General features: G+C 51.6%; 7 protein-coding genes and 1 pseudogene. All 8 read right to left on the bottom strand.

Annotation, left to right across the window (positions count from 1 at the left end; genetic code table 11):
• Positions 1-205: 205 nt before the first annotated feature.
• The 8 genes and pseudogenes from ACFO9Q_RS18095 to ACFO9Q_RS18060 all read right to left on the bottom strand — a co-directional run bounded on the left by ACFO9Q_RS18095 (position 206) and on the right by ACFO9Q_RS18060 (position 13,832).
• Positions 206-3,223 (bottom strand): carbohydrate binding domain-containing protein, encoded by a 3,018-nt coding sequence (locus ACFO9Q_RS18095; protein WP_379184660.1) that lies wholly within the window; start codon positions 3,221-3,223, stop codon positions 206-208.
• 181 nt (positions 3,224-3,404) lie between these two features.
• A pseudogene (locus ACFO9Q_RS18090) lies at positions 3,405-3,563 on the bottom strand (helix-turn-helix domain-containing protein); the annotation flags it as partial.
• A 75-nt stretch (positions 3,564-3,638) separates the two neighbouring features.
• Positions 3,639-3,878 (bottom strand): hypothetical protein, encoded by a 240-nt coding sequence (locus ACFO9Q_RS18085; protein ID WP_379184658.1) that lies wholly within the window; start codon positions 3,876-3,878, stop codon positions 3,639-3,641.
• Positions 3,879-3,964: 86 nt separating this feature from the next.
• Entirely contained in the window at positions 3,965-7,558 is a 3,594-nt protein-coding gene (locus tag ACFO9Q_RS18080) for a family 10 glycosylhydrolase (protein WP_379184656.1), read from the bottom strand.
• A gap of 294 nt (positions 7,559-7,852) precedes the next feature.
• On the bottom strand, positions 7,853-9,397 hold the full coding sequence (locus ACFO9Q_RS18075) for a DUF3502 domain-containing protein (RefSeq protein WP_379184654.1): 1,545 nt from the start codon (positions 9,395-9,397) through the stop codon (positions 7,853-7,855).
• An 84-nt stretch (positions 9,398-9,481) separates the two neighbouring features.
• On the bottom strand, positions 9,482-10,372 hold the full coding sequence (locus ACFO9Q_RS18070; protein ID WP_379184652.1) for a carbohydrate ABC transporter permease: 891 nt from the start codon (positions 10,370-10,372) through the stop codon (positions 9,482-9,484).
• A 12-nt stretch (positions 10,373-10,384) separates the two neighbouring features.
• Positions 10,385-11,305 (bottom strand): ABC transporter permease, encoded by a 921-nt coding sequence (locus ACFO9Q_RS18065; RefSeq protein WP_379184650.1) that lies wholly within the window; start codon positions 11,303-11,305, stop codon positions 10,385-10,387.
• A 211-nt stretch (positions 11,306-11,516) separates the two neighbouring features.
• Positions 11,517-13,832 carry an AraC family transcriptional regulator gene (locus ACFO9Q_RS18060; protein ID WP_379184648.1) on the bottom strand — a complete coding sequence of 772 codons (2,316 nt, stop codon included), beginning with the start codon at positions 13,830-13,832 and terminating at the stop codon, positions 11,517-11,519.
• Positions 13,833-13,953: the final 121 nt, after the last annotated feature.

The raw sequence follows: 13,953 nt of genomic DNA, 5'->3' as shown, positions 1-13,953 counted from the left end.
CAATTCAAGCAGCTGCCATCTGCAGCCTTTGCTCCTTATTCTATACTATCCCTGGAACTAGAAAACTAATAATTCTATACATTACAATGAATATTGCTTCAGAAGCAGTACCCCGGTTCAACATAAAGAAGAGAACCGAAGCCTGGCTGCAGGCTTCGGTTCCTATCATACCATGTCACTCTGTTAGGCTGACCCGCTTCCCTTGTTAAGCAGGATCAAGTATGAGACTAACATCATCTACATACGTATCCGTATTGTCCCTAGCATAAGAGTCTACCGACACTACAATCTTCTGCGTATTGACCGGAACAATGAGATCGTTGGTAAACTTCGTGTAAGCAGCTGCATTATTAATATAGATCGGATAATTAAGCAGAACGGCTCCTGTGTCTCTCTGGAAGGAGAAGGTTACTGTGATGAATCCAGGCCCATTGTTCGTTCTTCCCCAAGCGGATGCTCTCAAGGTGTCTCCAGGGCTGAAGCCAGTTGTAAGCACTTGCTGCAGCCCGCCTCCTCCGTTCGCAGGGTTCGAGATATACAGCGCTTTAGTGCCGGAATGAACCGGAGTTGAGACAACGGCTTCCGTCCCTCCCCAGGTGCTCCAGCCAGTTAGACTGCTCTCGAATCCGCCGTTGGATAAGAGTTCCACCGGAGGCGTCACTTGGTTAGTCAGCACAATATCTTTATAACCGAATACGGCTGAACCGTCCGTTGAAGTGGCTACTGCTCTTACGGTCCCATTTTTTCTAGCGGTTAGCAGTCCTGTACTTGTAATGGAGGCTAGATTTGTTGAACTGCCTCCCGTACTTGTTACCGACCATACAACCTGCTTTTGGGTGGCGTTGGCAGGCTGAATTCCAGCACTTAGCTGAAGTGTTCCATTGTCTGTGGCGATGCTCGATTGTCCTCCTGCCCCTGTAATCGTAATTCCAGTAACAGGAACTGCTTGCTGAATGAACTGAATGTTATCGAAGTACCCATTGGCCGAGAAGGTATCGAAGTAGATGTCAATCCGCGCTGTACCAGCAGGTACGGTATAATTCTTGAATTTCTGAGTGAAGGTTGATCCAGGGGACCAATATTGCTCGTCATTAGACAGCTGGTTGCCGCTGCTATCCTTGAACGAGATACCCAGTGCCAGATTGCCTGCAGCTGATGTCAGCTTCCCGTACCCGCTCAGCTTGAATACATCCCCTGTAAGGAATCCGGATGTAATCGACTGACTTGCCCCTCCTCCAGGAGGGTTGGTAATATAAGCAGACTTACTGCCTGCATACTTATCTGCGGTTGAGATGACCTCACTTCCAGCCCATGTGGACCATCCGCTGAAGTTATTCTCGAATCCGCCGTTGACCAGCTTATCCGTCTGTCCAGTTATTGCAATAAGTACAGATCCGGATACATAAGAATCATCCTTAGCAGATGCCGTTACTCTAACCGTTCCATCCTTCTGAGCCGTTAGTAGCCCTGAAGAGCTTATGACAGCCAGATCGGTTGTACTGCCGTCCACGTTGCTTACTGACCAATTCACTCCTGGGCTAGTGGCATTGGAAGGTGTGCTGTTAGCTTGCATCTGCAGTGTCGCATCTCTGAGGGAGATAGAAGATTGTCCGCCTGAACCGGTAACGGTAATTGCGGTCAGTAATATTGGTGTAATGCCGCCATAATACTCGTATCTCCCAATATCTGGAGCACTTCCATAATAGGCCCGGGTCATATCGGTACCCGCATTAATCATCGGACTGCTTGAAGAAGGAATGTAATATTGGGTCTGCCTGCTCCCGCTGGCCGTAAGTATGGGATTACCCGTCGTATTATTCGTCATGCTTAGATTAACAGGGCTGCCGTCGTAGAAGGTAGTCTGTCCCGCAACATTGTAGAATCGGTTGTAATCCACATAGCTGTTTACAACTCTGGTTGATTTGCTCGTCAGTACAATCGTCTTAATGAGATTCATGACCAGGTTATTTTTGAACTCCGTATTCTCGACCTTGTAGCTGTCGGATGCCCCGCCTTGAATCCAGATCGCATGCTCGAAGCCATCGAATACATTATTGTAGATCTTATTGTTCTTAATGCCGAATGTCGCATTGTCGAACAACGCTAGATACACACCGCTGTTCCACTCCGGGGGTTGAACAGGGTTATAGAAAATATTTTTGAATACTTGATTGTTGTTGGCAGCTTCCTGCCAAATGGCTACTCCCCATCTGAATTGCTCGGCATAATTCTCGTACACCATGCCATCCGATACGGCGAGCTCCACTGCTTCCTTCGTGTTACTTGTATTCGTGGAGACCTGCTTGTTATGATGGAACTTAATAGAAGTAATACCTCTGGAAGTGCCTTTGTTCACGAAGGATACCCATTGGTTCAATGTGTTATTGTATACTTCAGAGTTCTCATAGACATTCCAGAGTTCTATGGTACAGTCCGAGCCCCATAACGCATCCACCTGAGGTACATTAATTGTATTTCCGTATATTTTTATTCCTTTGAACCAGCCCCCTTGGTTAAACTTGATACCATAGCCCTGATTCTCGTTAATCACATTATTGTAGAGCTCTGCACCTTGCAGCCCGGCTATTGTAATTACCCCGGATGACCAGCCAGAGAGATCCTTGGAACAATTGGTGAAGGTGGAATTATAAATTTTGAACCCTGTCATGTACTCTTCAGGTCCTGCAGTATCTGTGCTCTGAGAGGCCGTTCGGGCATAGATGGCTGCTTCTCCGAAGTTAGTGAATCCCGTATCGTGCACAACGAACTGATTCCTGCCTATAATATTGAGCCCGTACTTGACGGTTCGGTTGTTGCCATTGAAGCTGATGTTGCGGATGACCTGGTTCCCATTCGCATTGCTTGGGGAGACCGCATTAATAATATAAGTACTTACACTGCTTGATACGGTGGTCGTAGACTTGCCCTCACCTTCCACGCTTACGCCAGCAGGAAGATTAACCATCTGAGTCTCATTGTAAGAGCCTGCAGCTAGATGAATAACATGACCTTGATCAGCTGGAACCTGACTGGCTGCATAAGCAAGCGATCTCCAAGGATTCGATTGCGTGCCCGTACCAGTGGAATCGCTTCCAACAGTGGATACATAATAAGTTGTGCCTGCTGCTGACACCTGTGAAGGATAGCTGTTAAGGAAGAAGATAGAGACTAGCATAGCGATTATTAATTGGATGGTACCCGCTCTTTTTAATGCTTTCCTCATTGCTCATACACCTCCATATAATATAGCAACTTAACTGCAAGCGCTTACGTTATTGTCACCTCTTCCTTATTCGACCTAGTAAGTAGCTTAGCTGCTTCTCCATACTGCCTCATCTTCCTGTTCAAATCTACTGTCAGATATGAACATTACTAACCCTGCGATAGATCATTCATCAAGCAGACTACTTGAACAATTCTCTGAACCGCTCGGGTGACATTCCCTCTGATTGCCGGAAGAGTCTAATGAAGTATCTGCTCTGTCCGAATCCGCACTCCAGTGCAATATCCTTAACCATCCTAGAACTAGACACAAGCATTCGCTTAGCGGCGAGTATTCGGCTCTCATTGACATATTAGAAACATACAACAGGCTGCTTCATTCCCATCGCGGGAACAAGCAGCCTGTTGACCTATCATTAAGTCGTGATTACTCCTTCATTCTTACACCTTACCTGCCTAAGCAATGGTACGCCATAAGGTTCCAGCTGAATCTCACCGGCCAGCTTCGTGCCTGTCAGCGCATCTACAGCCGGCTGCTTGAGCTGCAGCGCCACGGGGCTGCCGGCATAATAGTGCGAGCCGTATTCGGCCAGTACCTGTACCGCTCCATCCTCCACCTTGAGCACATCGTTGAAGCTGTCGGCGGTAGAAGCCATTCCTACACCGTCATGCGCATCCGACCAGCGGAGCTCCGACGTGGGGACGGTCTCTCTCTCGTCGGTCAGAACAGGGCGAGCCCCGCTCAGTTCGCCTTCAATGCCGCTGCGAAGCTGGCTAGCATCTCCGCCTGCTTAACTGTGAGACGCTTGCCTGACTGGGCACGTACTCCCGCGATGTAATCGTCGTACTTCTGCTGCTCCAGCTTCTTCACGAGTGAGTCGCTGATACTGCCTGCACCGGCACCCGTTACGAAGCGCTTCGTGAGCACCGCCAGGCTGCTGGCGGTCACGACAACTTCATACTCCGCAGTCGCCGTGCTGATATGCCCTGCGGCATCCGTTGCTGAGGCGCTGACCATGCGGCGGCCCAAGCCAAGTTCATAAGCCGGTGCCTCCACTATTGGCCGGTCGCATGTCTGGCTGGCCAAGCCGGAGACGCTATCTGCAGCGGTGCATGTCATCCTCACCGTCTGATCCACCTTGTACACGCCTGCGCCAGTGATGGTCACGACTGGTGCGGTTACATCAATTGCAACGCTTAGTGACTTACTCTCCTCCACGTTGCCTGCCTCATCGACGGAACGATACAGCAGCGTGCTCCGCCCTTCCGACGCAATCGTCACCGTCTCTCCAATCTGAACCCGCTGCCAGGATGCACCTCCGTCCTTGCTCGTCTCGGTTGCTGCCACGCCTGACAAGTCGTCCGAGGCGTTCAGTACGACAGACACCTTGGAAGCGTACCAGTCCCCTTGCTTATCTCCAGTCACAGCCGCTGTTGTGTTCGGCGCCGTCACATCAAGCGTATTCATTAAGGTCAGCCCGCTGCTCGCAGCACTCTCATTGTGCAGACGGTCCACAGCTGTAATCACATAGGTATAAGTCATGCCGTCCACGGCTGAGACATCGGTATAAGTCTGCTCTGCTGATCCTGCAGCACGCCGTACCTTGCCAACCATATGAGATGGATCATCCAGGTCACCCGCCGAAGTCCCCTCATAGCGGTACACCACATAATAGGACGTATCCGACCCCGATGCTTCCTTCCACTTCAGCTGGACACCGTCCGCCCCGCGGCCGACAGCCGATTCAGCCGCAGGCGCCGTAGGCGCTGTGCTGTCAAGCCAAGGCATAGCCGGAACTAGCGCCGGATAGCGGTACAAGTCATTGCTCAGCCGGTCTGTGAAGCCGAGAGGGTTGTCTGCGAACCCCTTCGCACTGAAGAACATGCTTCCTTGCACATTGTCGAAGTTGCGGTTGTACTTAATCTGATCCGGCATCTCCTCCGAATCCATCCAATCTTCCCCTGTACCAATTCGGTACAAGGCGTGACCGCTGTACAGCTGCACATTCTTGCCTTCGACAAGCCCGCTCCACCATTCCGTCAGCTTGTCGTAAGCCGCCGGGGAGTAGCCCAGGTACCAATAGATCTGCGGGGTAACATAGTCAATCCACTGCTCATCGATCCACTTCTTGGAATCCGCATAGATGGCATCGTAGCTGCTCAGCCCATTCGTATCCGAACCTGCAGGGTCTGTGCTCTTGTTCTTCCAGATGCCGAACGGGCTAATGCCGAACTTCACATAGCTCTTCGCCTGCTTGATCTTGACTGAGATCTCTTGCACGAACTGATTGACATTATCTCTCCGCCAATCCCCCTTGCTCGCGCTACCTGCGCCATACTGCTGATATTGTGCATCGTCCGGGAAGTCCACTCCAGTTACCGGATAAGGGTAGAAGTAGTCATCGAAGTGTACCGCATCGATGTCATACCCGTTCACCACTTCCATAATGCTGTCCTGAATGAACGCTCTGGCCGCCGGAATGCCCGGATTATAGTACAGCTTGCCGCCGTAGCTGACGACCCAGTCCGGATGAAGGCGAGCCGGATGGTCGGCCACCAGCTTGTTCACATCGTCCTGCAGACTAATGCGATACGGGTTGAACCACGCGTGGAACTCCATGTTGCGCTTATGTGCTTCTTCAAGCATGAAGGCTAGCGGATCATAGCCAGGATCCTTGCCCTGGACGCCTGTCAGCCACTCGGACCAAGGACCGTACTGCGACGGATAGAAGGCATCAGACGTCGGCTTCACCTGCACGATTAGTGCATTGATTCCTGCTGACTCCAGCTTGTCCAGCATAGCGGTGAAGGAAGCCTTCTGCTCCGCCTCAGTCACAACGCCTCTGGCTGGCCAGTCCACATGGTCGACTGTCGCGATCCAGGCAGCCCTCATCTCCCGCTTCGGTGCTTCCTGCTGCTTGTTCACGGTCAGGTAGTAGCTGCTCGACTTGCCGCCGTAAGCTGCGGTGATGCGCGTAGCCCCCACCGCATTAGCAGTGACTGTGCCATCGGCCGCTACCGACGCGGCCGCAGGGTTGCTGCTCGAGAACTGCACGCCGCTGTTCAGCTCCACAGGCTCATTCAGCCACGTATAGGTTCCTGTTACCCGCGGCTTCAGCGAATCTCCGATGGTCAGGGAGTTCAGGCCGAGCAGGTCGATTCGCTGCAGCACCGGCACCGGATCAGTGACGGTTAACAGATGAGCGACCTGCGTCCCCTCATAAGTCACCGTGATGGTGGAGGTGCCTGCCGCAATGGCCTTCACTACACCAGCTGCATCAATGGAAGCTGCTGCCGAATTGCTGCTCGTGAACACAGCCCCTTGAAGCACGGCGACAGGCTCGGTTAAGCCTGCATAAGTCGCATAGACCTTCACCTTGCTGCCGGTCCCCGCTTCCAGCTTCCCTGGTACCGTCAACTCCAGCTTCGCAGGCAGCGGCTTCTCTGCTGTGACGTTCAGCAGGTAGGAGGCCTGCGGTGCACCTGCATAGTCGGCGGTAATGACAGCCGAGCCTGGACTCAGCGCCTGCACCATGCCATCCTGCCCGATAGCCGCCACTTGCTCATCCGAGCTGTGGAAGGTTACACCGCTTGTAAGCTGCACAGGCTCCGTGCTGCCGCTTGACGTCTGGAAGACCGACGCCTTGCCGGACGCTCCTGCTTGAAGCGGTGTAAGACCCGCGATGTCCAGCGCAGCGATCGAGGTATCGGCATACATGGCGCTAAGCTGATCGAAGTACAGGACGCCGCTGTTCTTATTCGTATCCTTCGTCTCCACGACATACAGCTGTGTCAATCGAACCGGGTAGGCCACCGTGCTTGGAATAGTGGCCGTGACGTACCTCCAGCCGCTCCAGTTCAGGCCGTTGCTGGCCGTAATGTCCAGTGTGGACACTCTGCCTGCGCTGTCGCGCACAGCGGCACGCAGCCAGTGATTGCCTGCATCGCCATAGACCCATATGCCAAGCTTAACTGGATTGCCGGGAATCGACCGTCCTGCTGTGCCGTCAGGATCCTTGAAGTTAATATAAGCAGCAGAAGTACCGACCGTTCCGGTAAAATCATACGACAGCTTCCCCGCCCCATAGCCGTATAACACAGGCTCTGGTCTGGAGAACGGGTCCAGCTTCACACTGTTAGCTCTTACTGAAGAGGGGCTCAGCTGGGCAAGGGACTCGAACCCTTCTACGACCGCCGGTGACTGAACTGCGGCTTCTGCATGAGCGCTTAGGGAAGCGCTTCCAAATGAGCTTGTAAACGTACCGAGCGTTACGATAAGAGCGGTGGTCATTGATATGGACTTGCGCAAGCTTCTAACGGATAAGGAACCGAACATCTCTTCACATCCTTATATCAAGTTGGCCTAGCTTTCAGACAAATGCTCATCTCATGCATGCTCGTCTGCTGTCGCCGTCATACCGGCACAGCGCTGTCCCACTCCTCTCTATCTATATGAATCTATGTATCTACTCCGTTACTCCACTTAGTGTAATAAATATTATTTCACTGTGCAATATATAATTCAAAATTTTATTCCATACTGAAATTTTATTTTCAACTTTTGTGCTCCATGCACAATTGCGCGACAAAAAGGGCGGAGCATAGGCCGCTCCGCCCAACACCTGCAGCTTTATTTGGCTGCTTTCCAAGCATCAACTTGCTGCTGAATCTCCGCAATCACCTTCTCGAGGCCAGCCTTATTCAGCTTCTCGAGCATGATTGGATAATACTTGTCTGGATCTACGCTGCCAGTGCGAAGAGGCACTTCATATTCATCAATGACCGTCTTCAGGTTAGCAAGCTCTGTGGTGACAGGTGCGGAATCGAAGGAGAAGCCGGACAGCGGCATCACTTCTGCCTCATCGTTCATCTTCTGATCCGCCGCGGCAGCCTCCACGCTCTCCGTCTCCTTGAGCAGCGAGTTGAACGTATTGCCGAACACCCACTTAATATCCGGGTTATACCCGCCGTTCGGATTGATCTTCATCCGCCCCTGATCGTCGAGCGTATAGTGCTTGCCCTCAATCCCCCAGGAGATGAGGTTATAGAGCTTCTTATCGGTGTTAAGCAGGTTGATCAGCATGAGTGCGCGCTCTGGGTTTTTAGAATTCCTGCTTACGGCCAGCATCGTTGCGGTGAATCCGTTCGTATCCGTAATCGCATTCGTTACGTTCATGGACAGCGACTTCTTACCATCCTTCCCTAACGTTCCGAGCATGACACGCGTCTCAGACACGCCGGAGCCCCACATGACCCCAATCAAGCCTGCTTGGTCCATCGCTTGCAGGTCCTTCGCTGTAGGAGCATCTTGATTAATGTACCCCTTCTTATAGTAATCACGAACCGTCTGCAGATGCTGCTTATAGGCTTCCGTCTCGAACACATTCACTACCTTCAAGCTTGGATCATCCCACTTAACGGCTGCCACCTTAATATCTCCGGTCTGTACCTGCTGCAAGCCGATAGACCGCTGTAATTCTCCGAATATTCCCCGATTGTCCATCGCATAGGGAATGACATTCGGATCGCTCTTCTTGACCGTCTCCAGGATAGGAGCTAAGTCTTCGAACGTCTTCACTGTCTTCAAGTCAATGTTGTTCCGGGTGACCAGATCCTCACGAATGCCGAAGCCTTCACGCTGGAAGTTCAATTGATAGTTCGGGATGGCATAGATCTTACCGTTCACCTTGGCTGCTTCCAGCACGCGTGCAGGAAGAGCCGTACGGAGCTCGGGAGCGGCCTTGTCAATCAGCTCATCAAGCGCTATGAATGCTCCCTTGTTTACATTCTCCTTATAGGGGAATGCCCAGTTGGATGTCCACACGACATCGACTTCCTCACCGGCAGCACTCATCGTGTTCAGTCTGTCGCTGTAGGAGCCGAAGTCGATAATTTGCAGGTCTACCGTCGCATTAATCTTCTCCTTCAGAATGTTGTTCACTTCCGTCTCGACGGTATCCATATCCTTCTGTTCTCCCGGACCGATGAAGACGAACTTCAGCTTCACCTCTTCGAGCTCGGGTGCAGGCTCGGCTGAGGGTGCCGTGGTGGAAGCGTTTGCGGAACTGCTGGGAGTAACATTCTCTCCCTTGTTGTTGCCGCTGCAGCCTGCTACTGCCATCGTTAGACCCATAATCCCCACTAACACCGTTAAGAGTTGTTTACGCAGTGCCATTGCCTTCAACCTCCGTTTTTATATGGTCTATTATTTAAAATTCAGGAGGGAGCCTATGACTTCCTCCTTCTCTTAAATCAAGGGTTAGCCCTTCAACGATCCAATCGTAAGACCTTCAATGAAAAACCGCTGCAGAAACGGGAAGAAGCAAAGCGCCGGCCCCACTGCGAGTATGACCATAGCCATCCGTGTCGACAAGGTAGGAAATCTGCTCAGATCAATCATCTGGCTCGTATAGTCAATCTGGGACTGGAGGAACAGAATGTTATTGATCATTCGGAACAGCAGCAGCTGCAGCGGTACGAACCTTCCGTCCTGGATATAGAGCAGCGCCTGGAAATAATCGTTCCAGTAAGCGAATGAGATGAATACGCCAAGCGTCGTTAGAGCTGGAGTCGACAACGGGATGATGATGGTGAAGAATATGCGCCACTCGCTTGCCCCGTCTATTTTCGCAGATTCGATAATCTCGTAAGGCACCTTCTTCAGGAAGCCGCTCATGAGCAGCACGTTGAACGGACTTAGCGCCAGAGGCAGAATAAGCGCCCAGATCGTGTTCGTCAACTGCAGGACATTCGTAATGAGAATGTAGGACGGAACGAGTCCACCGCTGAACAGCATGGTGAAGAATACATAGAAGGAAGTCATGCGGCGGTAGCGGTAATTCGGACGAGAGATGGAGTAGCCGAGCATAGCGGTCAGCAGGAGCGAGATCAGCGTGCCAATCACCGTAACCAGGGTCGTCACTCCATACGATTGCAGCAGCACTTCCGGATTCGTGAACGCGAGCTTATACCCGTCTAAGCTGAATTGATCTGGAATTAGCTTGTAGCCGTACCGGAGCAAGGACGTCTCATCCGACAGTGAGATCGATATAATGATGAGGAATGGCAGCAGGATGGATACCGACAGCAGGATGAAGATAAAGTTGATCAGCCACCAGCTGTAATTGGGACGCTTGCGAGCTAAAATCATAGGTATTCACTCCTAGAATAAGGCGTTGTCGTCATCGAGCTTGCGCACGATAAGGTTGGATCCGATGACTAGAATAAAACCGATGACGGATTGGAATAAGCCTACTGCCGCCGTCATGCCGAGCGTACCGATGCTCTGAAGAGAACGATACACATACGTATCAATGATCTCCGTCGATCGGAACAGGAATGGTGAATTATTCGGCAGGAAGAAGAATAGACCGAAGTCTCCCCTGAACATACCGCCCATTGCTAGAATGAGAAGGACGGAGATGAGCGGGGCCAGCGCAGGCAGCGTTATTCTCAACGCCATCTGCCGCTTGGTCGCTCCATCCATTCTTGCCGCCTCGTAATAAGTAGGATCGATCCCCATGATTCCGGCATAATAGACGAGTGTGGTGAACCCGATTCCCTTCCACAAGTTGGCTAATACAAGGATCAGGGGCCAATACGTCGCATCGTTGTAGAAGTTGATTGGCTGCCTGCCGAGCTCGACGAGAATGACGTTCACATACCCCTTCTGCGGATCAAGGAAGGCGAGTCCTACGTAACCGATTACAACCCATGAGAGGAAGAATGGAATGAACATGATCGTCTGATGAACCTTCACCCAGCCGCGCTTCAGCTCATTCAGCAGCATCGCCAGCATCAAGCCGGCTGCTGTGCCAACGATGATGAAGATCAGATTGTAGACGACCGTATTGCGTGTGATGCGGTACAGCACATCGGATTGGAACAAGAATTCGAAGTTCTGCAGTCCTACCCATGGGCTTCCTATAATGCCGAGATCATAACGGTATTCCTTGAAGGCGATCATGATTCCGAACATCGGTAAGTACGCGAAGATAAGCAGCTTAATTACTCCGGGCAGAGAAAAGAGGAATATATCGCTGTTTTTGCGAAAATAACCCCACTCCTTCTTCAATAAACGCATGAGCAGCTACGCTCCTTTCTGTATAGGATGGCCGGCAGCCAGTCTGACGTCCTCCGTGCTCTTACTATCTCAGATGAATGAACAGCTGCCTATTCAACAAAGCTCGCATTGGCTTCCCTGAGAGACTGAACTTATCGAATAAAGCTTAACAATCTGTTATTGCCCCCATTCTGCCCATAGAAAAAAGCCGAAGGAACATCCTCCGGCCGCGCTACTTCAAGGTTACCTTAAGGCGGTATTCCTTAGGCGTCGTGCCGTACCTCTTCTTAAACAGCTTGAAGAAGTACGTCTCGTTCGCATATCCAATTCGCTCCGTAATCTCGTTGATCGTATAATCGGTCTCCTCGAGGAAGGTCAGCGCCTTCTGCAGCCTAATCTCATTGATGTATTCCGGCACCGACTTATTCTCATGCTGCTTGAACAGCTTGCTGATGGAAGGGGGACTCATCTTCATCGCAAGAGATAACTGCTGCAAGCTTAAGTTCATATCGAAGTAATGCGACTGAATATATTGCTTCATGCTATCAACAATTAGATTCCCTCTCGTTACCCCAGCTTGGGAGGCTTGGTCCGCAATCCTCACTAGGAACTCATTGAACCGCTCCTGAATCTCGGATAAGGTCTCGCATTCCATCAGCTCTCGATTAAGGGAGGGGAAGTCGACAAGAACCGGTACGAGCCGATTGCGATTCATGTCCGAGATGGCCGTCGCAAGCCAGCCCGATATATTCAGTACATTATGCATCATTCCTTCATAAGGGAGCTCGCGCAGCTCAGACATAATATGGCTCAACACTTCCTGCTGCTCTTCCAGCCTGCCGCGACGGAGCTCATCGCCCAGCCTTCCCTCCCATTGCGCATCCACCTGCAGGTGATGATTGTTCATGTTGTTCGATACTAGCACAGGGGTAATGACCGACCCATGGCCGGACTTCAGACGATAGAGGGCATGCTCCATCGCAAGCCCATAATGCTTGGAGATCTCTCTGTAATCCCGGATCTCCTCGCTGATGGTCGCTGTGAACGAACAGCCATAGAAGTCCTTATAGATACTCTGAACCTCATGCAATCGTCTAACTACCTGCTCCTCCTCTAGCGCTTCTGCTCGGAATACGAGCAATCCAGCATAGTAGCGGCCATCCAGATCGACGGCAAGCAGGTCGGCAGCTCCGGCGAAGAGCTCTCCCGCAATATTGCCTAGAGCGAACTTCAGCAGCAGCTTCTCCGTCTCCGTCCTGTCCCTCAAGAACGCTTGGTAATGATCAACCTCGAATAGGAGCAGCCGACCTTGGAACGCTAGGGATGAATTCGGACCCAACACTTCATGAAGCTCAGCAAGCTCCTGCTTCGTTACCTTCGCTCCTTCGGTCACCAATCTCCTTAATACATCTTGCCTATAGAGGTTGGAGTGGCTTCTCTGCTCGCTCTTGTACTCCACCAGCTTCCTCGACATGTAGGCCATCTCGTCCCAGGACCGGCTGGCTGCCCCGGCAGCGGCAGTTGGATGTGCGGCATAATCCGGATAATCCATCTGCCTCAGCATCTGGTCGATAGGATCATACAATCTGCGGCTGATGAGCAAGGTGAGGATAAGTCCAAGTACGAGGAATGCGGCAGCGGCAATGACGGAGAATAATCGGAGCTGATAGACACCTCCGAGCACCAGCTTCAGCGGCAAGATTCGAACGGCCTTCCAATCGAGGCCTCTGACACTTGCATAAGACACCAGGTACTTGCCTTCCGCTGTCTTCAGGACGAAGTCTCCCGTTCCTTCCTTGGACCGTGCTTGCATGTCCTTCCTGATGGCAGACTGCAGGTCAGCATCTAAGGCAACGAGGCTCCTGGGCAGGATGAACTGATGGTTCTGATCGGTAATATAGACCTGACCTTCTCCAGTCGAATTAAGCGCCTTCACATTATCGAACAGCCATTCCGAACGAATGTTAATGGCCATGAAGCTGCCCTTGGTCGGCAGGTTGGCGAACTTCTCGAAGAGGAACATGGTGAACATCCCAGTATGTCCATCCTCCCCCATACGAAGCGGAAGCAGCTGAGCAGCCGGGATATCTGGGTGAGCAGACACATAGGCGTTCACCGTGTCTGACATCGGAGAGAGCCGTCCAGCAATGGAGGAATCCGTTGCATAATATTTTTTGTTGTAATCGTTGTAGATAACGAGGGAATGGAGATGCCTTGTTCGGGAGACGAGCTTATCGAGCTGGTTCCGCTTGTAGGTGTATTCATACATATCCTCTTCCGCGTCTTCACGAGCACGAAGGAGGGGCACGATGTCTTTGTCATAAAAGATTGAAACCGCAAGCGTTTTCACAGATTCGTTCATCTGCTCCATGTTGTAAGTCATCTGTGCCAGAACGCTGCGATTACTCTCCGTCTGATTGCGCCTCAGTACGGCTTCGGCGTAGAAGTGAAGCGTGATGGATGACAAGATGAGACAGGCGGCAAGCAGCACGCCGATGGAGGCGAGAATACGAAGTAAATACTTGCGTGAACGCAGCTTAACCATCATGCAGGTTCCTCCCGCTCGGCATTAGGAATGATGTTAGTATAGCATAGTCCCTATCGATCAGTCTTCTGCAGCTAGCCTATAACGCCCATACCGAAGACGCGCAGCTGCGCGTCTTCGGTAT

It is taken from the genome of Paenibacillus sp. GCM10023252, assembly GCF_042653305.1.
In the GTDB taxonomy this organism is placed as follows: Bacteria; Bacillota; Bacilli; order Paenibacillales; family Paenibacillaceae; genus Pristimantibacillus.
This window is presented reverse-complemented; position numbering and strand designations above follow the sequence as displayed.

Coding starts and splice junctions, on each gene's coding strand:
- ACFO9Q_RS18095 (WP_379184660.1), bottom strand. CDS start 3,223: ATGAGGAAAGCATTAAAAAGAGCGGGTACCATCCAATTAATAATCGCT.
- ACFO9Q_RS18085 (WP_379184658.1), bottom strand. CDS start 3,878: ATGGCTTCTACCGCCGACAGCTTCAACGATGTGCTCAAGGTGGAGGAT.
- ACFO9Q_RS18080 (WP_379184656.1), bottom strand. CDS start 7,558: ATGTTCGGTTCCTTATCCGTTAGAAGCTTGCGCAAGTCCATATCAATG.
- ACFO9Q_RS18075 (WP_379184654.1), bottom strand. CDS start 9,397: ATGGCACTGCGTAAACAACTCTTAACGGTGTTAGTGGGGATTATGGGT.
- ACFO9Q_RS18070 (WP_379184652.1), bottom strand. CDS start 10,372: ATGATTTTAGCTCGCAAGCGTCCCAATTACAGCTGGTGGCTGATCAAC.
- ACFO9Q_RS18065 (WP_379184650.1), bottom strand. CDS start 11,305: ATGCGTTTATTGAAGAAGGAGTGGGGTTATTTTCGCAAAAACAGCGAT.
- ACFO9Q_RS18060 (WP_379184648.1), bottom strand. CDS start 13,832: ATGATGGTTAAGCTGCGTTCACGCAAGTATTTACTTCGTATTCTCGCC.